The organism is Rhizobium sp. BK512 (assembly GCF_014194915.1).
GTDB lineage: Bacteria > Pseudomonadota > Alphaproteobacteria > Rhizobiales > Rhizobiaceae > Rhizobium.
In genome coordinates this window covers 289,524-315,002 of sequence record NZ_JACIAS010000008.1, presented here as the reverse complement: position 1 = coordinate 315,002, position 25,479 = coordinate 289,524, and the positions used below count along the sequence as shown (strand labels likewise).

The window sequence follows — 25,479 nt, the reverse complement described above, 5'->3', positions numbered from 1 at the left end:
TGAATATCCCACAATCTTGTGATCAAAGCGCGGCCGCGTATTCAAGCCTTCGTTAAACTTCGCATGCTTAAATCCCGTCGTTTTTGTGCATGTGGTGTATTGCGTCATGTCTGTGCGTGTAGGTGTTCTTATCGGGTTGCTGTCGGCGACCGCTCTCGTCGATCCGGCTTTTGCTGCCGATGCGCGCACGCTGCAGATATTCGTGTCCAAGGATAAGCAGTCGCTGGCGGTCTATGACGGTGCGGAGGTCGTGGCGACTTCAAAGATCTCGAGCGGCAAGGACGGGCACACGACGCCGAGCGGCATCTTCTCCGTCATCGAGAAGCAGAAGTACCACGAATCCAATATCTATTCGAACGCGCCGATGCCCTTCATGCAGCGGCTGACATGGTCCGGCATTGCGCTGCACGAGTCCAACTCCGTGCCGCGTTATCCGGCCTCGCACGGCTGCGTGCGCATGCCCGGCGCCTTTGCGAAATCGCTCTACAAGATGACCGAGATGGGCGTGCCGGTCGTTATCACCGACAGCGAGCTGACACCGGAGCCTATCGACCATCCGACCCTGTTCCGCCCCGACCGGCCCGAACCGGCGCCCCTGCTTACGGACGTGGAACTGCGGCCTGCCATCGGTGATGCGAAGACGCAGGTGCAGGTCGCCATGAACGAGACGACGGCTGCCCTGCCGATACCGCAGTTTCAGCTGCAGGCACCGGCTGCCGAAACCTCACCGATCAGCATCCTGATGACGCGCCGGACGCTGCGTGAAAATGTCGTCGATATCCAGACCCTGCTGAACCAACTCGGCTTTGCCGCCGGCGAGCCTGACGGGCTGGCCGGTTCCGCGACCGTTCAGGCCATCAATGCTTTCAAAGCGCTGCGGCCAAAGGAATTTGCCCGTGACAAGGGCCTGATCACGGATACTCTCCTCAGGGAAGTTTACGCAGCGGCAGGCCGGGGCGAACCACCGAATGGCGTCATCATGGTGCGGAAGGATTTCAAGCCGCTCTTCGAGGCACCCATTACCATCGCCGATCCGGCCCTTGCTCTCGGCACGCATTTCTTCTCGCTACATTCAGTCGATGAGGCAGCTGGCACGGCGGATTGGCTGGGCGTGACGCTGGAAAACAATCTTTCTCGCGAAACGGTGAAGCGGCTCGGCATCGCCAACCAGGAAAGCTCCATCATCAGCGGCCGTCCAATCGCCAGAGCACTCAGCCGCATCTCAATGTCTGAAGAGACCCGCCACCGGATCGATGCGCTGATCTCGCCCGGCTCGACGCTGACAATATCAGATACAGGGGTCGGTCCCGAAACCGGTAACGGTACGGAATTCATCACCATCACGCGCGAGAGCTGAGACCTACCAAGGCTTCTCGCTGGCACGCTCGTCGTAGCTTCGGCGGGCCGCGATGATCTTTGTCTGGTTCGTCTCGGTCCAGACGACAAGCGCCTTGATCGTGTCATGCAACGTGCAACCGAGCTCCGTCAGCGCATATTCGACCCTTGGCGGCACCACGGGATAGACCGTTCGCTCGATCAGACCGTCTCGCTCGAGCTGACGCAGTGTCGTCGTCAACATTCGCTGGCTGATGCCGTCGATGCTCCTGCGCAATTCGGTAAAGCGCAAGGTGCGCTTTTCCAGCAGGGCGATAACCAGAAGCGACCATTTATCGGCGATGCGATCCAGAATCTGCCGCACCTCGCACTCCTGTCGCGCATCCCATTGATGGATGTCGTAATCGCGGTCGGTGCTGCAGCAGTCACTCGGTGAGTTTGAAGTGCCTTCTTCCATGGGTTCGAACAATGCCCTACCTTTTCCTTGGTTACAATAGGGAACCGAGGATCAATATGTAACCATCTTCGCTCTTCCCTGCCCTCTACCGACAAGGAATCCATGATGTCTACAAGTCCTCCCCTGACAGCGGAGCGTGGAAGAATGAGCGCCGGTGCCGCCGGCATGCTCGCGGTACTCTGCGGAGCGATCTTCCTCGAAGGCGTCGATGCGGCCATGCTCAATGTCGCGCTGCCCTCGATCCGGGCCGATCTCGGTCTTTCGACCACGACGCTCAGCGCCGTGGTTTCTGCCTATGTGCTTGCCTATGCCGGGCTGATGCTGCTCGGCGGGCGCGTCGCGGATATGTACGGGAAGCGCAAGGTCTTCCTGACGGCGCTGACCGTCTTCCTGCTCTTCTCCGGCCTCGGAGGCTTTGCGAGCGAAGGATGGATGCTGCTGACGGCCCGCTTCGTGACGGGTGCCGCCGCCGCCTTCATGACACCTGCCGGCCTTGCACTCATCAATGGCAGCTTTCCCGAGGGACCGCAGCGCAACCGGGCGGTGCTGATCTATGCCGGCACGGCATCGGCCGGCTTCTCCCTCGGCCTCGTCATCGGCGGGCTTCTATCCGCAATCGGCTGGCGATGGGTGTTCTTCGCACCGGTGATCTTCTCCGCCATTCTGCTCGCTGCCGGTATCAAGCTGATCGCGGAGGACAAGGAGGTTACAGCCCCGCGCCAGAGGTTCGATGTTGCCGGCGCGGTCACCCTGACCGGCGCCATGCTGCTCGCCGCCTACGCGCTGACCCGGCTCGAGCATGCGACGAGCGACCTCACCTGGACACTTGCGGCAGCAGGGGCGAGCGCTGTGCTCTGGCTCGCCTTCATCCTCATCGAACGCAATTCACGGGCGCCGCTGGTCCGCCTCGGGATCTTCCGGTCATCGGCATTGCTGCAATCCAACCTAGGAGCGATGCTCTTCACCGGCGCCTTCTTCGGCTTCCAGTTCATCGTCTCGCTCTACCTGCAGGAATTGCTCGGCTGGTCCGCCTTCGAAACCAGCCTCGCCCTCATCGTCATCGGCATGGATGCCATCCTGGCACCGTTGCTGACGCCCTTGCTCGTGGAGCGCTTCGGCAATGGACGTGTCGTGCTCGGCGGCTTCGCCCTTGCCGTCGCAGGCTACGCGCTCTTCCTCGACATGGGGCTCGACTGGACCTACGCAGCGATGCTGCCCTCGACAATCCTGCTCGGCCTCGCCTTCTCGCTCGGCTATGGGCCGCTGACGATCATCGCAACCGACGGCATTGCCGAAAACGAACAGGGACTGGCGAGCGGGCTGGTGAATACGTCCTTCCAGTTCGGTGCGGCACTCGGCCTTTCCGCCGTCAGCGCCGTCGGCACTCTGGCGCTCGGCGACGGCGAAAGCCCATCCGAACGGCTGGACGCGCTGCGCACCGCACTTCTGGTGCCGGTCGGAGGCACGCTGATCGGTACGGCAATCATGGGCTTCGGCAGGTGGCGCTGCTCCGGTCTATCCGGCCGGCCGCAAACCGGCTGACAAACAAGGGCGGCCGGCGCATGCCGGTCGCCCTTTTCATTAGACGAGTTCGACGTCGACGATGCCGGGAGCGGCCCGCAATGCGGCGGCGATCTCAGGCGTGATGCGGTATTTGTCCTGCAGTACGACTTCGACCTCGCGCTTGCCCTCCTCCTTGATCACGATGAAGGAGACCAGGCCATCGCCCCTGGCGTTCAGATGCGCAGCAACGGCGCGCAGCGGGCCGGAATCGCGCACATAGACGCGCAGCGCCTTCTGCATCTGCAGCGATTTTTCCTCCAGCGACTGGACGGTCTGCAGACGCAGGCTGACGCCTTCCGGCCGCTCTTCGCCAATAGCGGTAATGACGAAGGATTTTCCGGGCTCCAGCACGTCACGATACTGGTTCAGCATTTCGGAGAAGAGGACGGCTTCGTACTGACCCGAGGAATCCGAAAAGACGATGATGCCCATCTTGTTGCCGGTGCGCGTCTTGCGCTCCTGCTTGGAAATCACCGTCCCTGCCAAGCGCCCGTTCGCAGCACCCTGCTTCACCGCCGTGGAGAAATCCGCGAAAGTCTGCACGCGCATCTTCTGCAGGATGTTGTTGTAGCTGTCGAGCGGATGGGCAGTCAGGTAGAAGCCCAGCACCTGGAATTCCTTGAGCAGCCGCTCGGAGGCGAGCCAGGGCGAGAACGGCGGCAAGGCGATCTTTTCCGGACCTGAAGAGAGCGCTCCGCCGAAGATATCGGACTGGCCGCTGAGCTTGTTTTCCTGGGCGCGCTGCGCATAGCCGAGCACACGGTCGAGACCAGCCGAAAGCTGGGCGCGATCCAGATTGAAGCAGTCGAAGGCGCCAGCATAGATCAGGCTTTCCAGCACGCGGCGGTTTACCTGACGCGGATCGATGCGCAAGCAGAAATCCTCGATGCTGGCAAAGGGCTTGTCACCGCGCATTTCGACGATGTGATCGACGGCGGATTCGCCGACGCCCTTGAGGGCCGCAAGCGCGTAGTAGATCCGGTTATCACCCGTCTCGAACTGGCGGAAGGACGTCTGGACAGAGGGCGCGATGACCTCGATGCCGAGGCGCTTGGCATCCTGGCGGAAGTCGTTGACCTTTTCGGTGTTCGACATATCGAGCGTCATCGAGGCGGCCAGGAACTCGACCGGATAATGCGCCTTCATATAGGCCGTCTGGTAGGAGACGATGGCGTAGGCGGCGGCGTGCGATTTGTTGAAGCCGTAGTTTGCGAACTTCGCCAAGAGTTCGAAGATATTGTCGGCCTGCGGCTTCGACACGCCGTTCTTGACCGCGCCGACGACGAAACGTTCGCGCTGCTGGTCCATTTCGGCCTTGATCTTCTTGCCCATGGCGCGACGCAGAAGATCGGCCTCGCCGAGCGAATAGCCCGATAGGACCTGGGCGATCTGCATCACCTGTTCCTGGTAGACGATAACGCCCTGCGTTTCCTTGAGCAGATGGTCGATCGTCGGATGGATCGATTCCAGCTCTTCGTCGCCATGCTTGCGGGCATTGTAGGTCGGGATGTTTTCCATCGGACCCGGACGATAGAGCGCGACCAGCGCGATGATATCCTCGATGCAGTCCGGCTTCATGCCGATCAGCGCCTTGCGCATGCCGGCGCTTTCCACCTGGAACACGCCGACCGTTTCACCGCGCGACAGCATCTCGTAGGTCTTCTTGTCGTCGAGCGGGATCTTGGCGAGATCGACCTCAATGCCGCGCTTCCTGCAGAAATCGACGGCGACCTTGAGCACGGTCAGCGTCTTCAGGCCGAGGAAGTCGAACTTCACGAGGCCGGCCTGCTCCACCCACTTCATGTTGAACTGCGTGACCGGCATGTCCGATCGCGGATCGCGATACATCGGCACGAGTTTCGACAGCGGGCGATCGCCGATCACGATACCGGCGGCGTGGGTCGAGGCGTGGCGATAGAGGCCTTCGATCTTCTGGGCGATATCGAGCAGTCGGGCGACGACAGGCTCCTTGGCGGCCTCTTCCTGCAGCTTCGGCTCTTCCTCGATCGCCTTGGAAAGCGGCGTGGGGTTTGCCGGATTGTTCGGCACGAGCTTGCAGATCTTGTCGACCTGGCCGTAGGGCATTTCCAACACGCGGCCGACGTCGCGAAGGGCGGCGCGTGCCTGCAGCGAACCGAAGGTGATGATCTGCGCCACCTGCTCGCGACCATACTTCTGCTGCACGTAGCGGATCACCTCTTCACGGCGATCCTGGCAGAAGTCGATATCGAAGTCCGGCATCGAAACGCGTTCCGGATTGAGGAAGCGTTCGAAGAGCAGTGAGAAGCGTAGCGGATCGACGTCGGTGATCGTCAGCGCATAGGCGACCAGCGAACCTGCACCCGAACCACGGCCCGGGCCGACCGGAATGTCATGCTGCTTGGCCCATTTGATGAAGTCAGCAACGATCAGGAAGTAGCCGGGGAATTTCATGCGCTCGATGACGCTCAATTCGAATTCCAGCCGCTCGCGGTAATCCTTCTCTTCGTAACCTGCCGACATGCCAAGCTCGGCGAGGCGCATGTCGAGCCCCTCTTCCGCCTGCCGGCGAAGCTCCAGCGCCTCGGCGCGTTCGGCCTCTTCAGGATCGGCGGTGGCGCCGGTGAAGCGCGGCAGGATCGGCTTGCGGGTCTTCAGAATGAAGGAGCAGCGTCGAGCGATCTCGACCGTATTCTCCAGCGCTTCCGGCAGATCGGCGAAGAGCTTTTCCATCTCCGCGCGGCTCTTCAGGTAGTGATCCGGGGAGAGTCGGAAACGGCTGTCGTCGGAGACAATGGCGTTGTGGGCGACCGCCATCAGCGCGTCGTGGGCATCATAATCGTCGCGCGTCGGGAAGAAGGCTTCATTGGTCGCGACCAGCGGAAGATCATGCTTGTAGGCAAGGCCGATGATCTTCTGTTCGTGCCGCTTGTCGTAAGTGCCGTGCCGCTGCAGCTCGACATAAAGCCGGTCCCCGAAGATGCGCTTCAGCGTCAGCAGCCGCGTCTCCGCCGCGGCGGCGTGGCCGTCCTTGAGCGGCATGTCGATCGGCCCGGTCGAGGCGCCCGTCAGCGCTATCAGGCCTTCCGTCCCGATCTCATCCAGCCATGAGGCACGGATATGTATTGTCGAATTGCCTTCGCCGCCGAGATAGGCACGGCTGACGAGATCGACCAGCCGTTCATAGCCCGCATCCGTCGCAGACAGAAGCACGATGGACGGCAGCTTGACCAGCGCCTGCTGGCCTCCCCGCTTTTCGGTTTCGAGGCCGTCTTCCATGTCGATCGACACCTGACAGCCGATGATCGGCTGCAACCCGTCATCCATCGCCTTCTGGGAAAACTCCAGGGCGACGAAGAGATTGTTGGTATCTGTGATGGCAATGGCCGGCTGGCTGTCGCCGGCCGCCTTGTAGAGGATCTTCTTGAGAGGCAATGCGCCTTCGAGAAGTGAATAGGCGGAATGCACCCTCAGATGGACGAAGCCCGGCGTTTCGCCGATCGCACCCTGTTCCGCATCCGCCATGACATGCCCTTCCAACTGCATCAATGAAGAATGCGCATTGTCGGCATTGAAGGCGATTCTGTCCAGAAAAAGTCCCGCTTCAGGACCGCATGGCAGCCATGCGGTCCCCTGAAATCTTACATTGCCATGACAATCAGCGAGAAGCTGGCAACGAACATTGCGATGGAGGTGAATGCTGCGATATCACGGATCATGTCAGTCATTTGGCTCTCCTTTGCTCTTATGTTTTTAATTTGTTCCATGTATGTTCTATTGTCAACAGGTTTACCCCCCGCTTCTGCGGGACATGGTTAACATCGGAGCAGAGGGACTATGGACGTTCTGGAACTCAATAGCTTCATTGTCGAAGCCAAATCGCAGACATATGTCGCCGGCGCCAAGTCGCAGCCGTCCTATCGGATCGGTGCCCACGATATCGGTTACAAGCGCGGCATCTGGCGTTATCTCGACAGCTATTTTGGCGGTACGGACTTTGCCGGCCAGGAAGTGGTGTGGCTGGAGGAAAAGCCGGTGTGGGCGATGAACTATTTCGGGCGCATCATCGAACCGGGAATCATCGACTCGACCATTGCCGGCACTGTCATCTGCGCCGCGCTGTCACAGCTCTACAGGCAAGGCCGCTTTCTCGGCGGAATGGTTCTCCATCACGCGCTGGGACACTATGTCGATAGTAGCGAAGGCGATTGCACACATTTCCGCGGCCACGAATTTATTCTCGTGGACGGCCTGAAGGCCTACGAGCTCGATTATCGCGGCGGGCTGATTATCCCCTGAGAATCAGAAATCCACGACCTTGCCGTCGGCGATCGTCACGCGTCGGTCCATGCGCCGGGCGAGCTCGTGGTTGTGGGTGGCGATCAGCGCGGCAAGGCCGGACTGTCGCACCAGCGCCTCAAGAGCGTCGAAGACATAGCTGGCGGTTTCCGGGTCGAGATTACCGGTCGGCTCGTCGGCCAGAAGCAGGCTCGGCGCATTGGCAACGGCGCGCGCGATTGCCACGCGCTGCTGCTCACCGCCGGAAAGCTCGCCCGGGCGATGCACGCCGCGATGGCCGATGCGCATGTAATCCAAAAGCATCTTTGCCCGTTCGCTCGCTTCCTTCCATGAGAGGCCGGCGATGAGCTGCGGCATCATGATGTTCTCCTGTGCCGAGAATTCCGGCAGCAGGTGATGGAACTGGTAAACAAAGCCGATCTCGCCGCGGCGGATGGCGGTGCGCTTGTCATCGGAAAGGCCATCACAGGGGCGGCCGTTGACCACTACCTCGCCGCCGTCTGGATGCTCCAGCAGCCCTGCGACATGCAAAAGCGTCGACTTGCCGGTGCCTGACGGCGCCACCAGCGCCACCATCTCACCGCTCGACAGGGTGAAATCCGCACCCTTGAGGATGGTCAGCAGCGTTTCGCCCTGTCCGTAATGGCGCTCAACGCCCGAAAGCTTGAGAACGACGTTGCGTTTCATGAATGCGGCATTCCTTGGATTGGGCCTTGGATCGTGCATGATCTTGACTCGGGCCTTATTCGTAGCGGAGGGCCTGGACGGGGTCGAGGCGGGAGGCGCGCCAGGCCGGGAAGATCGTCGCGATGAAAGAGAGCGTCAGCGCCATGACGACGACGGAGATCGTTTCACTCACATCCATTTCCGCCGGCAGCTGGCTGAGGAAATAGAGCTGCGGATCGAAGAGCACCGTGCCCGAAACCCAGGAGAAAAACTGACGGATGGATTCGATGTTGATGCAGACGAACACGCCGAGCAGCACGCCGGCGATCGTGCCGACAATGCCGATAGCAGCCCCCGTCATGAAGAAGATCCGCATGATGGCGCCTGAACTTGCGCCCATGGTGCGCAGGATCGCGATATCGCTGCCCTTGTCCTTCACCAGCATGATGAGACCGGAGATGATGTTGAGCGCAGCGACGAGCACGATCAGCGTCAGGATCATGAACATCACGTTCCGCTCTACCTGCAAGGCGGAGAAAAAGGTCTGGTTGCGCTGGCGCCAGTCGGTGATGGCGATCTGCCGGCCGGCTGCCTCCTCGACCTTCGGCCTCAGATTGTCGATATCGTCGGGATTGTTGACGAAGAGCTCGATCGACTGCACCAGCCCGTCGGCATTGAAATAAAGCTGCGATTCCTCGAGCGGCATGTAAATGATCGAAGCATCGTATTCCGACATGCCGATCTCGAAGATCCCGGAAATCTTGTAGGATTTGATCCGCGGATTGACGCCCATCGGCGTCACGTCACCTTCCGGTGACGTGAGTGTAATCAGGTCTCCGACTCGCAGCCCGAGCTGATCGGCCATACGGCTTCCGACGAGAACGCCATCGCCAGCGGCAAATCCCACCATGTCGCCGGACTTGATGTTGTCGGAAACCGTCTTCAGCTTGGTCAGATCTTCAGCCCGCGTTCCACGCACCAGCGCGCCTGTGCTGCCGCCGGTCTGCGAGGAAGCCAGCACCTGGCCTTCCACCAATGGCAGCGCCATCTTGACGCCGGGTACGGCTTCGAATTTCTTCACGAGATCGGCGTAGTCGGTGAAGGGACCGTCGACCGGCTGGATGATCATGTGGCCGTTGATGCCGAGGATGCGGGAGACCAGTTCCGTGCGGAACCCGTTCATGACGGCCATGACGATGATCAGCGTCGCAACGCCCAGCATGATGCCGACGAAGGAGAAGCCGGCAATGACTGAGATGAACGCCTCCTTGCGGCGGGCGCGCAGATAACGCCACGCCACAAGGCGTTCGAAGGTGGAGAATGGCTTGCCAGCCGGACCCAAGCCGGATTTGGAACTCCGGTCCACTGCTGCCTCTGCCATTTCGCCTCCGTCTTTCCTAGGCCACGAACCTGTTGATCGCCGCTTCGATGGTCATCGTTTCGCGGGCGCCGGTCTTGCGGTCCTTCACTTCCACCTCGCCGTTCGCGACCGCACGCGGACCGGCAATGATCTGGTACGGCACGCCGATCAGGTCGGCGGTCGCGAATTTGGTGCCGGCACGGTCATCCGTGTCGTCATAGAGCACGTCCTTGCCCGCCTTGGTCAGCGCCGCGTAGATCAGCTCGCAGGTGCCGTCACAGGCCTCGTCACCGGCCTTCATGTTGATGACCACGACATCGAAGGGTGCGACCGACTCCGGCCAGATGATTCCGTTCTCATCATGCGATGCTTCGATGATGGCGGGAACAAGGCGTGTCGGGCCAATACCGTAGGAACCCATGTGAACGAAGTGTTCCTTACCGTCAGGACCCTGCACCTTTGCACCCATCGGCTCGGAATACTTGGTACCGAAGTAGAAAATATGGCCGACCTCGATACCGCGAGCAGAAAGGCGCTCGCCTTCCGGAATGGCGTTGAAGGCCGCCTCGTCGTGCATTTCCGAGGTCGCGGCATAAAGCGACGTCCACTTGTCGAAAACTCCCTTCAGGCCTTCGACGCTGTCGAAATCGGTGCTTTCGGCGGGAATGTCGAAATTGACGAAATCCTTGTGGCAGAAAACTTCGGACTCGCCGGTATCAGCCAGAATGATGAATTCATGGCTGAGATTGCCGCCGATCGGGCCGGTATCGGCGCGCATCGGAATGGCGCGCAGGCCGAGACGATCGAAGGTGCGCAGATAGGCAGCGAACATCTTGTTGTAGGAATGTTCCGCACCTTCACGTGTCAGGTCGAAGGAATAGGCGTCCTTCATCATGAACTCGCGTGAACGCATCGTGCCGAAGCGCGGACGGATCTCGTCACGGAACTTCAGCTGGATGTGATAGAGATTAAGGGGCAAGTCCTTGTAGGACTTGACCGAAGACCGGAAAATATCCGTGACCATTTCTTCGTTCGTCGGGCCGTAGAGCATCGGACGGTCCTGGCGGTCCTTGATGCGCAGCATCTCCTTGCCATAGGCGTCGTAACGGCCACTCTCCTGCCAGAGCTCGGCCGACTGCAACGTCGGCATCGAAAGCTCTATGGCACCTGCGCGGTTCTGCTCTTCGCGGATGATGTTGTTGACCTTGTCCAGCACCTTCTTGCCCAGCGGCAGCCAGGAGTAGATGCCCTGCGATTGCTGGCGGATCATGCCGGCGCGCAACATCAGCCGATGGGAGACGATTTCCGCCTCCTTGGGATTTTCCTTGAGGATGGGTACGAAGAAGCGGGACAGACGCATGGCGGATTCCGGTACAGTTGAGACGCCGCTTACCCAAGCGGAATCGACGGTCTTTGTTAAAGATGGGAGCGTTCATAGCCGCTTCGAGGCAGGAAAGAAACCCGCGACCGACGTGAGCCGCCTCCCGCTGACGCATGTTAGCGCCTACAAATTCAGTAGACGTGAAAAAGCGCGTATTTATAAGGGCTTGAAGGTAAATCTTGTCAACAGAAAAATTTTGCGTGACTGTAGCAAAAATGCAAAAAAACCTAATGACAAAGCACAATCTTTGAGCTAGTTTTAGCTCACAAAACAGGCAGGAAGGTTAAATTCTTGCCGAACTCGCGGTCAAGTCTTGGGAGGATCAGATCTTAGGCGCGCTTGTCGCTGCCCCGGTAACGGTTAAGGATCACGCGATAATTAAAACAAGGCTTTTAGCCTTGTTTTTTTTTGCTTTTTCGGCTTCCCACAACTCACAAAAATCAGGCCTGACTTTCGTTAGGTAAGCCCGCCTTCCGTTACGCAAGCTCTTTGCCTCACTTGCATGACGTGCGTATGACAGATTTTTCGCGGTTGCATTTACATCTGCTCAAAGATTGAGCAAAAGCCATTCCTAATAGAAGCTAGGCCCTATTTGTGGAAGCGCATCGAAGCCGAAGCCGAAATAGGTCGAACAGATATACCAGAAGCCGTAAATTGCGCCGGAAACGAGCGTCGTCAGCGAAAAGACGAAGGCCGGGCGGAAACGGGTCGGTGCGCTTGGCACGGTGCCCAGCACAACATCATTGTCTTCCGCCTGGGTGCGCAGGCCGATCGGCAGCACGGCGAAAAGCGTGATCCACCAGATGATGAAATAAACTGCGAACCCCTGGAGGAAGGCCTGAAACATTTTGGTTCCCGTCGATATGGTGCCTTGGCGGCAGGTTTTGGCTGCTTATAAGCCGGAATGGCGGCCAGTTCAAAGGGAGCAGACTGCTTAGGTCACTCTGACGCAGAGCTTCAGACCTGTTCCAGCTCGATTAACGTACCGAAGAAGTCCTTCGGATGGAGGAAAAGCACCGGCTTGCCGTGAGCGCCGATCTTCGGCTCACCATTGCCAAGCACCCTGGCGCCGGATGCTTTGAGCCGGTCGCGGGCGGCAAGGATATCGTCTACCTCGTAGCAAATATGGTGCATGCCGCCGGAGGGGTTCTTTTCCAGGAAGGCTGCGATCGGCGAGGCTTCACCAAGCGGTTCCAGCAGTTCCACCTTGGTGTTCGGCAGTTCGACGAAAACCACAGTGACGCCATGCTCCGGCAGGGATTGCGGCTCGGAGATCGCCGCACCCAGCGTGTCGCGATAGCTTGCAGCGGCGGCAGCCAGGTCGGGCACGGCGATGGCGATATGGTTCACCCGGCCGAGCATCACTCAGACCCTGGTGATGAAGACGGTGACGACAGGCTTCTTGCCCCAGGCATTGTTGGCAGCGGCGCGCACGGCGCGGCGCGCGGCCTCCTGCACCATGTCGATATCCTTGCGGCGGGCGCGCGGAATACTCTCGATCGCGCTGATTGCCGCATCGAACAGGGTATCTTCCATATCCTCACCCTCGTCGTCATAGGCAGGCAGGCCAATCGCCACGAGATCGGGCTCGCCGATAATGTCGTAGCGATTGTCGAGCACGATGCTGACGGCGACATGGCCGACATAGGCGAGCTTCTTGCGCTCGCCGATGCCCATTTCGTCGAAGTCACCGATCAGTGACCCGTCCTTGTAGATGCGGCCATGCGGCGCTTCATCGATCACCTCGACCGGTCCTGGCGCAAGCCGCAGCACATCGCCGTTGCGCACGCGCGGCACAGTCGGAATGCCGGACTGTTCTGCCAGTTCCTTGTGCGCCGTCAGATGTGTTGCCTCGCCATGCACGGGCACGACGATCTTCGGCCGCGTCCACTCGTACATCTTCTGCAACTCGTTGCGGCGCGGATGGCCGGAGACATGCACCAGCGCCTCCGTGTCGGTGATGATATGGACCCCCTGCTCGACGAGACCATTCTTGATGTCCTGGATCGCCTTCTCATTGCCGGGAATGGCGCGCGAAGAGAAGACGACGATGTCGCCGGCGGCAAAGGCTACATTGCGCATCTCATCGCGGGAAAGTTTGGCGAGGGCAGCGCGGGGCTCGCCCTGGCTGCCGGTGAGAATGACCACGACCTTGTCACGCGGGATGAAGCCGTAATCCTCCTCCGAGATGAAGGGTTTTACGCCTTCCAGCAGACCGATATCCTGGGCAACATCGCACACGCGCTTCAGCGAGCTTCCGAGCAGCAGCACTTCACGGCCAGCGGCTTCGGCGGCTTCGGCGACGGTGCGGATACGGCCTACATTCGACGAGAAGGTGGTGATCGCCACACGTCCCTCGGCATTCTCGATGATCTTGCGCAGGCTTTCGGAGACATCCTTCTCCGAAGGCGAGACGCCGTCGCGCAGTGCATTGGTGGAGTCGCAGAGCAGCGCCAGCACGCCTTCATCACCCAATTGGCGGAAGCGCGTCTCGTCGGTCAGCGGCCCGAGCGAAGGTTCGTGGTCGATCTTCCAGTCGCCCGTGTGGATGACATTGCCGAGCGGCGTGCGGATCATCAGCGACATCGGCTCGGGGATCGAATGATTGACAGCCACGCCCTCGATGCTGAAGGGGCCGGCATTGATCTTATCGCCGGCCTTGAAAATGGTCACCGGCACCTCGCCGATCGCGTCCTTCTCGAAATTGCGCTTGGCTTCCAGCAGGCCCGCAGTGAAGGGCGAGGCATAGACCGGAACATTGAGGCCCGGCCAGAGATCGGCGAGCGCTCCGTAGTGATCCTCATGGGCGTGGGTGATGATGATCGCCTTGAGGTTCTTTCGCTCATTGGCGAGGAAGCGGATATCCGGCAGGACGAGATCGACACCCGGCAGATCCGGGCCCGGAAAGGTGACGCCGCAATCCACCATGATCCACTGGCGATGATCCGCCGGGCCGTAGCCGTACAGCGCGAGATTCATGCCAATCTCTCCAACGCCGCCCAGGGGCAGAAATACCAGTTCGTCCTGTTTCGCCATAATGTTTGTTTTTTCCACTATCCAAAGAATACATCGCCGGCCGCAATCGGCATCATCCTGCCCGTGCCGGTATCGAGCATCAACAGGCCATTATCATCTATTCCGGCGAAATATCCGGAAATCGACCTGTCCGGCAGATTAACGGTTATCTTTTCGCCAATACCGCAGGCGACAGCGCGCCATCGGGCCGTGACCTCGGCAATGCCTTGCCCTCCATCCCAGATATCCAGCGTCTCGGCCATGGATGCAAACAGATGGGCGAAGAGCTCCTCGGGCGAAGCAGCACTTCCCTGATCGCGCAGGCAGGTGACGGGATAGATGGGATTGTCGGGCATGACCGATACATTGATGCCGATGCCGATCACGACAGCATGGCGGCCGTCCGCCAGCCGTTCGCCTTCCACGAGGATGCCGCAGGTCTTCTTGCGTCCGATCAGGATATCATTCGGCCACTTCACCTCCAGCGGCTCCGCACCTGGCGGCAAGACGCTGCGGATCGCCTGATGCACGGCAACCGCGACTGCCAGCGGCAGGGAGGCAAGGCGCTCCATCGGCGCCGGATCGATAAGGAGAAGCGAGGCATAGAGATTGCCGCGCTCTGAAACCCAGGGACGGCCCCGGCGGCCCCGGCCGCCGGTCTGTCGTTCAGCGGTCACCCAGAGCAGACCGCTGTCCCCTGCCCGAGCCCGGGCAAGGCATTCCGTGTTGGTCGACGCAGTATCCGACAAGGCCTCGTGCCTGATATCGCCGAGCGATATCCGGCGCCGCTTGTCGGAAGCCATCAAAAGAGCGTCGCCGCAGCAAGCTCGGCCGCGCCGCCGATCGGACCACCGATGAGAACATAGGCTGCAACGAAGAGGCCGGAAAGACCGAAGACGAGACGCAGCGATCCGGAGACGCGAGCGAATTCACCGGTCGCCTCATCGAACCACATCAGCTTAATGACGCGCAGGTAGTAGTAAGCGCCGACGACAGACGCAAGAACACCGATGACGGCGAGCGCATAGAGCTTGGCCTCGATGGCGGCAACGAAGACGAAGTACTTCGCGAAGAAGCCGGCAAGCGGCGGGATACCGGCAAGCGAGAACATCAGCGCGGTCAGCACCACCGCCATGAAGGGGTTCGTTGCGGACAAGCCGGCGAGATCGCTGACGTTCTCGACGACGGTGCCATCCTTGCGGCGCATCGACATGATGATCGCGAAGGAGCCGAGGGTCATGACCATGTAGATCGCCATATAGAGCATGACGCCGGTGACGCCCGTCTGGTTTCCGGCTGCAAGGCCGACCAGCGCGTACCCCATGTGACCGATCGAGGAATAGGCCATCAGTCGCTTGATGTTCTTCTGGCCGATGGCAGCGAAGGAACCGAGCAGCATGGAGGCAATCGATATGAAGACGACGACCTGCTGCCAGTCGGTCAGCACCGGCTGGAAGGCGGTGATGACAATGCGGGTCATCATCGCCATCGCAGCGACCTTCGGTGCACTCGCCAGGAAGGCGGTGACCGGGGTCGGCGCGCCTTCATAAACGTCCGGCGTCCACATATGGAAGGGAACGGCCGAGATCTTGAAGGCGATGCCGGCGAGGATGAAGACGAGGCCGAAGACGAGGCCGAGCGACCGCGCGCCTTCCACCGTCAGCGCCTGGGCGACGTCAGCAAAATGCGTATGGCCGGTGAAGCCATAAACCAGCGACATGCCGTAGAGCAGCATGCCCGAGGAGAGCGCACCCAGAACGAAGTACTTCAAACCGGCTTCAGTCGACTTCAGGCTGTCGCGGTTGATCGCGGCGATGACGTAGATCGCGAGCGACTGCAGTTCGAGGCCGAGATAAAGCGCGATCAGATCGTTGGCCGAGATCATCAGCATGATGCCGAGCGTGCAGAGCACCAGGAGAACCGGGAACTCGAACTTGTCGAGCTGATTTTCCCGCGCATGACCCATCGACATGAACAGCGCCACGAGGGAGCCGATCAGTGCCAGAACCTTCATAAAGCGGGCGAAGCCGTCGGCGACATAGACCCCGCCATAGGCAAGGCCGTCACCAGGGATGAAGATCAGCCAAAGGCCAGAGATGGCAATCACGATCATTGCCAGCGTGCTGACAAGCCGACCGGACCGCTCACCCGCAAAGACGCCGATCATGAGCAGGACGAGAGCACCGATCGCGAGGATGATTTCCGGCGCGGACAGGTACAGGCTCAGGGAGATTGTTTCAGCAGTCATGTCCTAAAGTCCCGTCATTTCATGGACAGCGCAACATTCTGCGCTGCCTGCACTGCGGCCGAATAGCTGTTGATCAGATGGTCTACGGAAGCTGCGGTCGCATCGAAGACCGGAGCCGGATAGACACCGAAGAAGATGGTGAGCGCAATCATCGGGTAAAGGATGATCTGTTCACGCGGTGAAAGGTCGAGCAGAGCCTTCAGCTTTTCCTTCTCCAGCGCGCCAAAGATCACCCGGCGATAGAGCCAGAGCGCATAGGCGGCCGAAAGGATGACGCCGGTGGCGGCAAAGAGCGCAACCCAGGTATTGGCGCGGAAGACGCCGATCAGCGTCAGGAATTCGCCGATGAAGCCCGACGTGCCCGGAAGGCCGACGTTTGCCATGGTGAAGACCATGAGGGCGACGGCATATTTCGGCATGTTGTTGACCAGGCCGCCGTAGGCCGCGATCTCACGGGTGTGGGTGCGGTCATAGACGACGCCGACGCAGAGGAAGAGTGCACCAGAGACGATGCCGTGCGACAGCATCTGGAAGATCGAACCCTGCAGGCCCTGCGCGTTGGCAGCGAAGATGCCCATCGTCACGTAGCCCATGTGAGCAACCGAGGAATAGGCGATCAGCTTCTTGATGTCGTCCTGCATCATCGCGACCAGCGAAGTGTAGATGATGGCGATGACGGAGAGCGCGAAGACCAGCGGCGCGAAATGATCTGATGCGACCGGGAACATGCCAATCGAGAAGCGGATCAGGCCGTAGCCACCGAGCTTCAGGAGCACGCCTGCCAGGATGACGGAGCCGGCCGTCGGCGCCTGGACGTGTGCGTCGGGGAGCCAGGTGTGGACCGGCCACATCGGCATCTTCACCGCGAAGGAGGCGAAGAAGGCAAGCCACAGCCAGGTCTGCATCGCCGGCGGGAACTTGTAGTCCAGAAGCTGGGCGATATCGGTCGTGCCGGCCTGCCAGTACATGGCCATGATGGCGAGCAGCATCAGCACCGAGCCGAGCAGCGTGTAGAGGAAGAACTTGTAGCTCGCGTAGACGCGGTTCGCACCACCCCAGACGCCGATGATCAGGAACATCGGGATGAGGCCGCCTTCGAAGAAGACGTAGAAGAGAACGATATCAAGCGAGACGAAGACACCGACCATCATCACTTCGAGGATGAGGAAGGCGATCATGTATTCCTTCAATCGCTTCTCGATCGAGAGCCAGCTTGCGAGCACGCAGAAGGGCATCAGGAAGGTCGAGAGGATGATGAACAGCATGGAGATGCCGTCGACGCCGACATGGTAGCCGATGCCGGTGCCGAGCCAGCTATGCTGCTCGATCATCTGGAAGCCCGGATTGGCGTTATCGAAGCCGATCCAGATGAAGAGCGAGACGATGAAGGTGAAGACCGTGGTGATCAAGGAGATCCACAGCACGTTCTTGCGACCGTTCTCGGTTTCGCCGTTCATCAGCAACAGGAGCACCACGCCGACGAGCGGCAGGAAGGTGACCGTTGAAAGAATAGGCCAATCGGTCATCAGAAGGAACTCCCGAGCATCATCCAGGTAACGAGCGCCGCAATGCCGATCAGCATCGCGAAGGCATAGTGATAGAGGTAACCGGTCTGCAGGCGCACGACGCGATCAGTGACGTTGACCACGCGAGCAGCGACGCCGTTCGGACCGTAGGTATCGATGACACCGACGTCACCCTTCTTCCACAGGAAGTTGCCAAGCGCCTTGGCAGTGCGGACGAAGAGGAAGTCGTAGAGCTCGTCGAAGTACCATTTGTTGAGCAGGAACTGGTAAAGCACACGATGCTGCTCGGCGAGCTTGCGCGGCGTCGAGGGCGACCTGATGTACATGTACCAGGCGATCACGAAGCCGAGCAGCATGGCAATGAAGGGGCTGAGACCGACCCAGGCCGGGACGTGATGGAACTCTTCCACCAGTTCGTTCTCGGCGCCTGTGAAAAGCGCACCCTTCCAGAACTCGGCATATTCCTCACCGTAGAAGCGGCCTTCGAAGAGGAAGCCGGCAACAACCGCGCCGATGGCGAGGATGTAGAGCGGCACCAGCATGACCTGCGGCGATTCGTGAACGTGATGCATGACTTCGTGGGAAGCACGCGGCTTGCCGAAGAAGGTCATGAAGATCAGACGCCAGGAATAGAAGCTCGTGAAGAGAGCAGCGATGACCAGCAGTGTGAAGGCAAAGCCAGCGACCGGCGAGTGCGACGCGTAGGCGGCCTCGATAATGACGTCCTTCGAGAAGAAGCCGGCAAAGCCGATCGGGGTGAAGGGAATGCCGACACCGGTAATCGCCAGCGTGCCGATCATCATCATCCAGAACGTCACCTTGATGTGCGGACGCAGGCCACCCATGTAGCGCATGTCCTGCTCACCGTCGACGGCGTGGATGACCGAACCGGCGCAGAGGAAGAGCAGAGCCTTGAAGAAGGCATGCGTGAAGAGGTGGAAGATTGCCGCGCCATAGGCACCGACGCCGAGAGCGACGAACATGTAACCGAGCTGCGAGCAGGTCGAGTAAGCGATGACGCGCTTGATGTCGTTCTGCACGAGGCCGACGGTCGCCGCGAAGAATGCGGTGATCGCGCCGATGATCGTCACGACGACGAGCGCATCATGCGAGAGTTCGAAGATCGGCGACATGCGGGCGACGAGGAAGACGCCGGCGGTCACCATGGTTGCGGCATGGATGAGTGCGGAAACCGGCGTCGGGCCTTCCATGGCGTCCGGCAGCCAGGTGTGCAGCAGGAACTGCGCCGACTTACCCATCGCGCCCATGAAGAGCAGCAGGCAGGCGCCGGTCAGCGCATGAGCCTTGTCGAGATGCATGCCGAAGAGGTTCAGGATCACCTCGCCGGCTTCACCGCCGCCTTCAGCCGGAGCGAAGGTGGAAGCATTGGCGAAGATCGTGTCGAGGTTGATCGAGCCGAACAGCACAAAGACGGTGGCAATACCGAGCACGAAACCGAAGTCGCCGACGCGGTTGACGATGAAGGCCTTCATTGCAGCAGCCGATGCCGAAGGCTTCTTATACCAGAAGCCGATCAGCAGATACGAGGCCAGACCAACGCCTTCCCAGCCGAAGAACATCTGGGCGAGGTTGTCGGACGTCACCAGCATGAGCATGGCGAAGGTGAAGAGCGAGAGATAGGCGAAGAAACGCGGACGGTGCGGATCGGTATGCATGTAACCGATCGAGTAGATGTGCACGAGTGTCGAAACAGTATTGACGACGATCAGCATGACCGAGGTCAGCGTATCGACGCGCAGCGACCATGAGACGTCGATGCCACCAGACTGGATCCAGCGCAGAACCTCGACCTTGATCACGCCCTCGGGATGGCCGAGCGCAACCGTGAAGAAGACGACCCAGGACAGGATGGCGGCGATGATCATCAGGCCGCTGGTGACATATTCCGACGCCTTGGCACCGATCGCACGGCCGAAGAGGCCAGCGATGATCGCGCCGATCAGGGGAAGGAAGACGATAGCCTTATAGAGGAACATGAGCCGCTCAGCCCTTCATCATATTGACGTCTTCGACCGCGATCGAACCGCGGTTGCGGTAGAAGACAACGAGAATTGCAAGACCGATCGCCGCTTCAGCAGCAGCAACGGTCAGAATGAACAGTGCGAACACCTGGCCGACGATGTCGTTGAGGAACGACGAGAAGGCGACCATGTTGATGTTGACCGCCAGCAGGATCAATTCGACCGACATCAGGATGACGATGATGTTCTTCCGGTTAAGGAAGATGCCGAAGATGCCGATCGTGAAGAGGATGGCGCTGACCGTGAGATAATGGGAAAGTCCGATGACCATGTTCTTTGTTCCTTGACCTCTCGGCTCAGCTTACGCCCTGGCCCGGCTTGACCTTGATCACCTCGACGGCGGTGGCAGGCGTGCGGGCAACCTGGCGGGCGATATTCTGCCGCTTGATATTGGTGCGATGCTTCAGCGTCAGCACGATCGCGCCGATCATGGCGACCAGCAGGACCAGACCGGCGATCTCGAAGAAGTAGACGTAGTTCGTGTAGAGCACGTCGCCGAGTGCCGCCGTATTGGTGCGTTCGGTCAGCGCCGGGATCGGCATGGCGACGGTCTTGGCAATCTCAGGCGAGATCGCGCTGCCGCCGACGACGACGATGAGTTCGGCTGCGAGGATGAGACCGATCAGCGCGCCGATCGGCGCATATTCGAGAACACCGGCGCGAAGCTCGGTGAAGTCGATGTCAAGCATCATCACCACGAAGAGGAAGAGAACCGCGACCGCGCCCACATAGACGACGAGCAGGATCATCGCCAGGAATTCTGCACCCAGCAGCAGGAAGAGACCGGCTGCATTGAAGAACACCAGGATCAGGAACAGAACCGAGTGAACCGGGTTCTTCGCCCAGATGACCATGAACGCCGACGCTATCGCGACAAAGGCGAAAAGATAGAAAAATAGAGCCTGCAGACCCATGTTGGTGCCTTTTTCATCTTCCCCCGGGCAGCCGGGAGTTTCCCTGCCCGATAGGACTTCGCACAGCATTCGCCGGCAAAGCCCCGGTGCATGTTGACCGCGGCAGGCGTTGAGCACCCTTCCCGCGGCATTTCAAATTTCAATCAACGATAGGGCGCGTCGATCGCCATGTTGCGGGCGATTTCACGCTCCCACCGGTCGCCGTTTTCGAGAAGCCTCTGCTTGTCGAAGTAGAGCTCTTCGCGGGTCTCGGTGGCGAATTCGAAATTCGGGCCTTCGACGATCGCATCGACGGGGCAAGCCTCCTGGCAGAAGCCGCAATAGATGCACTTCACCATGTCGATGTCGTAGCGCACCGTACGGCGTGTGCCGTCATTGCGGCGCGGGCCGGCTTCGATGGTGATCGCCTGAGCGGGACAGATCGCTTCGCACAGCTTGCAGGCGATGCAGCGCTCTTCACCGTTCGGGTAACGGCGCAGAGCATGCTCGCCGCGGAAGCGCGGGCTGACCGGACCCTTTTCGAAGGGATAGTTGATCGTCGCCTTCTGCTTGAAGAAGTAGCGCATCGACAGGAAGAATGCGCCGACGAATTCCTTCAGGAAGAGCGAGTTGATGGAGGCGGACAGGCTTCCCATCTTATTCTCCAATTTTGCCGGAAACGAGGTTGGACATCAGCCTGCCCATCCCGTCAGTTTCAGCACGAATGCAACGATGATGACCATGGCGAGCGACAGCGGAAGGAAGACTTTCCAGCCGAGACGCATGAGCTGGTCGTAGCGGTAACGGGGCACGAAAGCCTTGACCATGGCGAACATGAAGAACACCAGGCACGCCTTCAGCATGAACCAGATGATGCCGGGCACCCAGTTGATGAGCCAGAAATCGACCGGCGGCAGCCAGCCCCCAAGGAAGAGGATGGTCGTCAGCGAGCACATCAGGACGACGGCCGCATATTCGCCGAGCATGAACATCATGTACGGAGCCGAGCCGTATTCGACCATGAAGCCGGCGACGAGTTCGGATTCTGCTTCCGGAAGATCGAAGGGCGGGCGGTTCGTCTCGGCAAGTGCGGAGATGAAGAAGACGACGAACATCGGGAACAGCGCCAGCCAGTGCCAGTCGAGGAACGAGTTCGGCAGGCCGATCATGGTGCCGAGACCGGTGCGCTGGGCATTGACGATGTCCGTCAGGTTCAGCGAACCGACGCAGAGAAGGACGGTGACGATGACGAAGCCGATCGAGACTTCGTAGGACACCATCTGCGCTGCGGAGCGCAGCGCACCGAGGAACGGGTACTTCGAGTTCGAAGCCCAGCCACCCATGATGATGCCGTACACTTCGAGCGAAGAGATCGCAAAGATATAGAGGATGCCGACATTGATGTTGGCAATGACCCAGCCATCTGCGAGCGGCACGACCGCCCAAGTCGACAGCGCCAGAAGCACGGTGACGAGCGGGGCAAGAAGGAAGACCGCCTTGTTGGCGCCGGCCGGAATGACCGGTTCCTTGAAGACGAACTTCAAGAGGTCGGCGAAGGACTGGAACAGACCGAAAGGACCGACGACGTTCGGGCCGCGGCGCAGCTGGACGGCGGCCCAGATCTTGCGATCGGCAAGAAGGACGTAAGCGATGAAGACCAGCAGGCAGACGAGCAGCAGCAGTGACTGACCGATCATGATGATCGCCGGCCAGACATAGGTCGAGAAGAAAGAATCCATGAGTTCCTGCCCTTACTCTGCCGCGACTTTGAAATTGTTGCGGGCCAACGCCGAGCACTCGGCCATGACAGCCGAGGCGCGCGCTATCGGGTTCGTCAAATAGAAGTCTTTGACCGGCGACGCAAACCCGGATTTGTTCATCTTACCGGCTTTTTTCGCCAGTGCGGCAATTTGGGCGCTATCGCCTTCGGCGATCTCGTCGATGGCCGCAAAATGCGGGAATGCCGCATAGAGCTTGCTGCGCAATTCGCCGAGAGAATCAAACGGAAGCTTCTTGCCGAGCACGTCAGAAAGGGCTCGGATGATCGCCCAGTCTTCGCGGGCGTCGCCCGGTGCGAAACCGGCGCGGTTGCCCATCTGGACGCGGCCTTCGGTGTTGACCCAGGTGCCGGACTTTTCTGTGTAGGCGGCGGCCGGCAGGATGACGTCGGCGCCATGCGCACCGTTGTCGCCATGCGAGCCGATATAGACGGTGAACTTCGCAGCCTTCGCCGAGACATCAAATTCGTCGGCGCCGAGCAGGAAGAGCACGTCCATGGTCTTCAGCATCTCGGCGGCATTGACGCCCTTGGCACCCGGCACGAAGCCGAGATCGAGGCCGCCGACGCGCGATGCTGCGGTATGGAGCACGGCAAAGCCGTTCCAGCCTTCGGCGATTGCGCCGACATTGACAGCGAGCTTGGCGGCGGTTGCGAGAACGCCAGCACCATCCGTGCGGGTCAGCGCACCCTGGCCGATGATGATCATCGGCTTGGAAGCCTTGGAGAGGACTTCGGCGAAGGCGTGGCCGCCGTCGAGAATGTCCTTCAGCGTATCGGGGCCAGCGCCGAGATAATCATAGTTGTAACGCATCTCGCCGCCCTCACCGATCACGCCGATCGGGAAACCGCCGCGACGGTAACGCTTGCGGATGCGGGCGTTGAGGATAGCCGCTTCGAAGCGCGGATTGGCGCCGATGATAAGCAGCGCGTCAGCCTGTTCGATGCCCGCGATGGTCGGGTTGAAAAGGTAGCTTGCGCGGCCGAGCGACGGATCAAGTGCCGCCCCATCCTGGCGACAGTCGAGGTTCTCGGAACCCAGCGACTTTACGAGTTCGGAGAGCGCATACATTTCTTCGACCGAGGCGAGATCTCCGGCAATCGCGCCGATCTTGTCGCCGGAGGTTGCCGAAACGGCCGACTTGATGGCGCCGAAGGCTTCGCCCCAGCTCGCCGGCTGTAGGCGACCGTCCTTGCGGACGTAGGGCCGGTCGAGGCGCTGCGTCTTCAGGCCGTCCCAGACATGACGGGTCTTGTCGGAGATCCACTCTTCATTCACCGCCTCATTGATTCGCGGCAGGATGCGCATGACTTCGCGGCCGCGGGTATCAACGCGGATCGCCGAGCCGACGGCGTCCATGACGTCGATCGATTCGGTCTTGTTCAGTTCCCACGGACGGGCCGTGAAGGCGAAGGGCTTGGAGGTCAGAGCGCCGACCGGGCAAAGATCAACGACGTTGCCCTGCAGCTCGGAGGTCATGGCCTGCTCGAGATAGGTGGTGATCTCGGCGTCCTCGCCACGGCCGATCAGGCCAAGCTCGGAAATGCCGGCCACTTCGGTCGTGAAGCGGACGCAACGCGTGCAGTGAATGCAGCGGTTCATGACCGTCTTGACGAGCGGGCCAATGTACTTGTCTTCGACGGCGCGCTTGTCTTCCTGATAGCGCGACGTGTCGATACCGAAGGCCATGGCCTGGTCCTGCAGGTCGCATTCGCCGCCCTGGTCGCAGATCGGGCAATCCAGCGGATGATTGATCAGCAGGAATTCCATAACGCCTTCACGAGCCTTCTTGACCATCGGCGTGTTGGTGAAGACTTCAGGCAGTTCGCCGTTCGGGCCGCCGCGGATATCGCGCACGCCCATGGCGCAGGAAGCCTGCGGCTTCGGCGGACCGCCCTTGACCTCGACGAGGCACATGCGGCAATTGCCGGCAACCGACAGACGCTCATGGAAGCAGAAGCGCGGAACTTCAGCGCCGGCTTCTTCGCACGCCTGAATCAGCGTGTAATGATCCGGAACTTCGATCTCGTTGCCGTCAATCTTCAGTTTTGCCATCGTCACTCAGTCCTGTTTCCCATTCGCCGGATACCGGCAAACAAACCTATTTTTGCAACATCCATATTGCCAAGGCAGACATTTCGTCCGTCCTGGCGCTGGTATTGCCCAAATTCTCTTTTCGCCGGCTCCGAGACCCGAAACCCGCCATCGGCATTGCGACCCGAGGCCCCTGCCCCGCCGATCGATATGCCATTCCGCCGGCCATTGCCCGGGGCCGGAAACCTACTTCTTCCTGCGGCCCCGTGTCGCCAGCACCTTGGCCTGGCCGACCCAGTCGTCACGCAGGATACGGCCGTCGACGCCGAGTTCGGCGTCCAGGCTCGCAACGTCCTGATCGTTCCATGCCGCGACATCGGCAAAGGTGCGGATGCCTCTCTTGTTCAGCACCTGCTCCAGTTTCGGGCCGATCCCGGCGATCAGTTTCAGATCGTCAGCCTTCCTGGACCTTGCGGCGGGCTTCGCCTTGGCAACCGTCGGCTTCGCCGCTTCCGTTGCCGGGGCCTTGCTGGAAACCACCGTCAGCTTCGGCTTTGCAGCCTTACGAACCGGTGCAGCCGTTTCTGCCGGGCGAATATTTTCCGGACGGATATCCATCTCGGGTGTTTCTTCGTCCGGCGGCGTTTCATCGAGCGCTGCGGCCGCGAGGTTCGCCGTCTCAAGCGCGCCCTTCAGCGCACCGAAGAAAACGCCGGCCATCTGGGTGGAAATGCCGAAGCCGATCGCCGTGGCAGCGGCAAATGCGGCAGCCGGATGCGCCATCAACGGATGAACGGGGAAAGCACGCGCATTTTCCAGCATGCCGGCAGCAAGACGGCCGAAGTCAGCCGCAAAATCGGCTGCCCCTTCATTCATCTTGCCGTCGGATGCCTCTGATGTCAT

General features: G+C 60.2%; 22 protein-coding genes. 4 read left to right on the top strand and 18 right to left on the bottom strand.

The features are described from left to right. Window positions 1-106 precede the first annotated feature (106 nt). Window positions 107-1,357 (top strand): L,D-transpeptidase family protein, encoded by a 1,251-nt coding sequence (locus FHX06_RS27310; RefSeq protein WP_113212505.1) that lies wholly within the window; start codon window positions 107-109, stop codon window positions 1,355-1,357. A gap of 3 nt (window positions 1,358-1,360) precedes the next feature. Here the strand turns inward: FHX06_RS27310 and FHX06_RS27305 are convergent, their stop codons facing one another. Continuing rightward, the gene (locus FHX06_RS27305; RefSeq protein WP_112544532.1) at window positions 1,361-1,792 is read right to left on the bottom strand and encodes a winged helix-turn-helix transcriptional regulator; all 432 of its coding nucleotides are present in this window, start codon (window positions 1,790-1,792) and stop codon (window positions 1,361-1,363) included. A gap of 144 nt (window positions 1,793-1,936) precedes the next feature. Between FHX06_RS27305 and FHX06_RS27300 the strand changes: the two genes are divergently transcribed. Next, the gene (locus FHX06_RS27300) at window positions 1,937-3,334 is read left to right on the top strand and encodes an MFS transporter (RefSeq protein WP_246715646.1); all 1,398 of its coding nucleotides are present in this window, start codon (window positions 1,937-1,939) and stop codon (window positions 3,332-3,334) included. A gap of 39 nt (window positions 3,335-3,373) precedes the next feature. Here the strand turns inward: FHX06_RS27300 and dnaE are convergent, their stop codons facing one another. Beyond that, complete coding sequence (gene dnaE, locus FHX06_RS27295) at window positions 3,374-6,859, bottom strand: DNA polymerase III subunit alpha (RefSeq protein WP_113212503.1); 3,486 nt, start codon at window positions 6,857-6,859, stop codon at window positions 3,374-3,376. A gap of 312 nt (window positions 6,860-7,171) precedes the next feature. Here dnaE and FHX06_RS27290 point away from each other — a divergent pair, with 312 nt between their 5' ends. Then, entirely contained in the window at window positions 7,172-7,633 is a 462-nt protein-coding gene (locus FHX06_RS27290) for a DUF5680 domain-containing protein (protein WP_113116147.1), read from the top strand. Window positions 7,634-7,636: 3 nt separating this feature from the next. On the opposite strand, the gene FHX06_RS27285 is transcribed toward FHX06_RS27290, so the two are convergent. The 3 genes from FHX06_RS27285 to proS are packed head-to-tail and all read right to left on the bottom strand — an operon-like array spanning window position 7,637 to window position 11,019. Continuing rightward, on the bottom strand, window positions 7,637-8,320 hold the full coding sequence (locus tag FHX06_RS27285) for an ABC transporter ATP-binding protein (RefSeq protein WP_112544537.1): 684 nt from the start codon (window positions 8,318-8,320) through the stop codon (window positions 7,637-7,639). A 55-nt stretch (window positions 8,321-8,375) separates the two neighbouring features. Beyond that, a complete protein-coding gene (locus FHX06_RS27280; RefSeq protein ID WP_112968079.1) occupies window positions 8,376-9,680 on the bottom strand; it encodes a lipoprotein-releasing ABC transporter permease subunit in 1,305 nt (434 codons plus the stop codon). Between the two features lie 16 nt (window positions 9,681-9,696). Then, entirely contained in the window at window positions 9,697-11,019 is a 1,323-nt protein-coding gene (gene proS / locus FHX06_RS27275) for a proline--tRNA ligase (RefSeq protein ID WP_112544539.1), read from the bottom strand. Here proS and FHX06_RS27270 point away from each other — a divergent pair. Next, on the top strand, window positions 11,018-11,296 hold the full coding sequence (locus FHX06_RS27270; protein WP_162738563.1) for a hypothetical protein: 279 nt from the start codon (window positions 11,018-11,020) through the stop codon (window positions 11,294-11,296). The two genes, proS and FHX06_RS27270, sit on opposite strands and share 2 nt — an antisense overlap. A gap of 315 nt (window positions 11,297-11,611) precedes the next feature. Here the strand turns inward: FHX06_RS27270 and FHX06_RS27265 are convergent, their stop codons facing one another. The 13 genes from FHX06_RS27265 to FHX06_RS27205 form a co-directional block, all read right to left on the bottom strand. Continuing rightward, window positions 11,612-11,887, bottom strand: a complete 276-nt coding sequence (locus FHX06_RS27265) for a DUF1467 family protein (RefSeq protein WP_112544541.1) — start codon at window positions 11,885-11,887, stop codon at window positions 11,612-11,614. Between the two features lie 110 nt (window positions 11,888-11,997). Then, a complete protein-coding gene (gene mce / locus FHX06_RS27260; protein WP_183881450.1) occupies window positions 11,998-12,402 on the bottom strand; it encodes a methylmalonyl-CoA epimerase in 405 nt (134 codons plus the stop codon). Window positions 12,403-12,405: 3 nt separating this feature from the next. Continuing rightward, complete coding sequence (locus tag FHX06_RS27255; RefSeq protein ID WP_113212502.1) at window positions 12,406-14,076, bottom strand: ribonuclease J; 1,671 nt, start codon at window positions 14,074-14,076, stop codon at window positions 12,406-12,408. Window positions 14,077-14,093: 17 nt separating this feature from the next. Then, on the bottom strand, window positions 14,094-14,858 hold the full coding sequence (locus FHX06_RS27250) for a biotin--[acetyl-CoA-carboxylase] ligase (RefSeq protein WP_183881448.1): 765 nt from the start codon (window positions 14,856-14,858) through the stop codon (window positions 14,094-14,096). After that, a complete protein-coding gene (nuoN, locus tag FHX06_RS27245) occupies window positions 14,858-16,303 on the bottom strand; it encodes an NADH-quinone oxidoreductase subunit NuoN (protein WP_183881446.1) in 1,446 nt (481 codons plus the stop codon). Before nuoN ends, FHX06_RS27250 begins: the two co-directional genes overlap by 1 nt. A 14-nt stretch (window positions 16,304-16,317) precedes the next feature. Further along, window positions 16,318-17,829: an NADH-quinone oxidoreductase subunit M gene (locus tag FHX06_RS27240; RefSeq protein ID WP_112544545.1), complete on the bottom strand. Its 1,512-nt coding sequence runs from the start codon at window positions 17,827-17,829 to the stop codon at window positions 16,318-16,320. After that, window positions 17,829-19,826: an NADH-quinone oxidoreductase subunit L gene (nuoL, locus tag FHX06_RS27235; protein ID WP_112544546.1), complete on the bottom strand. Its 1,998-nt coding sequence runs from the start codon at window positions 19,824-19,826 to the stop codon at window positions 17,829-17,831. Before nuoL ends, FHX06_RS27240 begins: the two co-directional genes overlap by 1 nt. 7 nt (window positions 19,827-19,833) lie before the next feature. Next, complete coding sequence (nuoK, locus tag FHX06_RS27230; protein WP_112544547.1) at window positions 19,834-20,142, bottom strand: NADH-quinone oxidoreductase subunit NuoK; 309 nt, start codon at window positions 20,140-20,142, stop codon at window positions 19,834-19,836. A gap of 25 nt (window positions 20,143-20,167) precedes the next feature. Then, the gene (locus FHX06_RS27225) at window positions 20,168-20,785 is read right to left on the bottom strand and encodes an NADH-quinone oxidoreductase subunit J (RefSeq protein ID WP_112544548.1); all 618 of its coding nucleotides are present in this window, start codon (window positions 20,783-20,785) and stop codon (window positions 20,168-20,170) included. A gap of 143 nt (window positions 20,786-20,928) precedes the next feature. Then, a complete protein-coding gene (gene nuoI, locus FHX06_RS27220) occupies window positions 20,929-21,420 on the bottom strand; it encodes an NADH-quinone oxidoreductase subunit NuoI (protein WP_037096244.1) in 492 nt (163 codons plus the stop codon). Window positions 21,421-21,456: 36 nt separating this feature from the next. Continuing rightward, the gene (gene nuoH, locus FHX06_RS27215; protein ID WP_112544549.1) at window positions 21,457-22,503 is read right to left on the bottom strand and encodes an NADH-quinone oxidoreductase subunit NuoH; all 1,047 of its coding nucleotides are present in this window, start codon (window positions 22,501-22,503) and stop codon (window positions 21,457-21,459) included. A gap of 12 nt (window positions 22,504-22,515) precedes the next feature. Next, window positions 22,516-24,597 carry an NADH-quinone oxidoreductase subunit NuoG gene (nuoG, locus tag FHX06_RS27210; protein ID WP_113212500.1) on the bottom strand — a complete coding sequence of 694 codons (2,082 nt, stop codon included), beginning with the start codon at window positions 24,595-24,597 and terminating at the stop codon, window positions 22,516-22,518. A gap of 225 nt (window positions 24,598-24,822) precedes the next feature. Further along, window positions 24,823-25,479, bottom strand: coding sequence for a 5' DNA nuclease (locus tag FHX06_RS27205; RefSeq protein WP_113014051.1), 657 nt, complete (start codon window positions 25,477-25,479; stop codon window positions 24,823-24,825).

Bases quoted from the DNA above. Each gene is read 5' to 3' on its own strand.
- FHX06_RS27255 (WP_113212502.1), bottom strand. From the start codon at position 14,076: ATGGCGAAACAGGACGAACTGGTATTTCTGCCCCTGGGCGGCGTTGGA.
- nuoL (WP_112544546.1), bottom strand. From the start codon at position 19,826: ATGTTCCTCTATAAGGCTATCGTCTTCCTTCCCCTGATCGGCGCGATC.
- FHX06_RS27310 (WP_113212505.1), top strand. From the start codon at position 107: ATGTCTGTGCGTGTAGGTGTTCTTATCGGGTTGCTGTCGGCGACCGCT.
- nuoH (WP_112544549.1), bottom strand. From the start codon at position 22,503: ATGGATTCTTTCTTCTCGACCTATGTCTGGCCGGCGATCATCATGATC.
- FHX06_RS27280 (WP_112968079.1), bottom strand. From the start codon at position 9,680: ATGGCAGAGGCAGCAGTGGACCGGAGTTCCAAATCCGGCTTGGGTCCG.
- FHX06_RS27205 (WP_113014051.1), bottom strand. From the start codon at position 25,479: ATGACATCAGAGGCATCCGACGGCAAGATGAATGAAGGGGCAGCCGAT.
- FHX06_RS27300 (WP_246715646.1), top strand. From the start codon at position 1,937: ATGAGCGCCGGTGCCGCCGGCATGCTCGCGGTACTCTGCGGAGCGATC.
- FHX06_RS27290 (WP_113116147.1), top strand. From the start codon at position 7,172: ATGGACGTTCTGGAACTCAATAGCTTCATTGTCGAAGCCAAATCGCAG.
- FHX06_RS27225 (WP_112544548.1), bottom strand. From the start codon at position 20,785: ATGGGTCTGCAGGCTCTATTTTTCTATCTTTTCGCCTTTGTCGCGATA.
- nuoK (WP_112544547.1), bottom strand. From the start codon at position 20,142: ATGGTCATCGGACTTTCCCATTATCTCACGGTCAGCGCCATCCTCTTC.
- FHX06_RS27240 (WP_112544545.1), bottom strand. From the start codon at position 17,829: ATGACCGATTGGCCTATTCTTTCAACGGTCACCTTCCTGCCGCTCGTC.
- nuoN (WP_183881446.1), bottom strand. From the start codon at position 16,303: ATGACTGCTGAAACAATCTCCCTGAGCCTGTACCTGTCCGCGCCGGAA.
- FHX06_RS27270 (WP_162738563.1), top strand. From the start codon at position 11,018: ATGGCGGATTCCGGTACAGTTGAGACGCCGCTTACCCAAGCGGAATCG.
- FHX06_RS27265 (WP_112544541.1), bottom strand. From the start codon at position 11,887: ATGTTTCAGGCCTTCCTCCAGGGGTTCGCAGTTTATTTCATCATCTGG.
- FHX06_RS27305 (WP_112544532.1), bottom strand. From the start codon at position 1,792: ATGGAAGAAGGCACTTCAAACTCACCGAGTGACTGCTGCAGCACCGAC.
- FHX06_RS27285 (WP_112544537.1), bottom strand. From the start codon at position 8,320: ATGAAACGCAACGTCGTTCTCAAGCTTTCGGGCGTTGAGCGCCATTAC.
- FHX06_RS27250 (WP_183881448.1), bottom strand. From the start codon at position 14,858: ATGGCTTCCGACAAGCGGCGCCGGATATCGCTCGGCGATATCAGGCAC.
- dnaE (WP_113212503.1), bottom strand. From the start codon at position 6,859: ATGGCGGATGCGGAACAGGGTGCGATCGGCGAAACGCCGGGCTTCGTC.
- mce (WP_183881450.1), bottom strand. From the start codon at position 12,402: ATGCTCGGCCGGGTGAACCATATCGCCATCGCCGTGCCCGACCTGGCT.
- nuoG (WP_113212500.1), bottom strand. From the start codon at position 24,597: ATGGCAAAACTGAAGATTGACGGCAACGAGATCGAAGTTCCGGATCAT.
- proS (WP_112544539.1), bottom strand. From the start codon at position 11,019: ATGCGTCTGTCCCGCTTCTTCGTACCCATCCTCAAGGAAAATCCCAAG.
- nuoI (WP_037096244.1), bottom strand. From the start codon at position 21,420: ATGGGAAGCCTGTCCGCCTCCATCAACTCGCTCTTCCTGAAGGAATTC.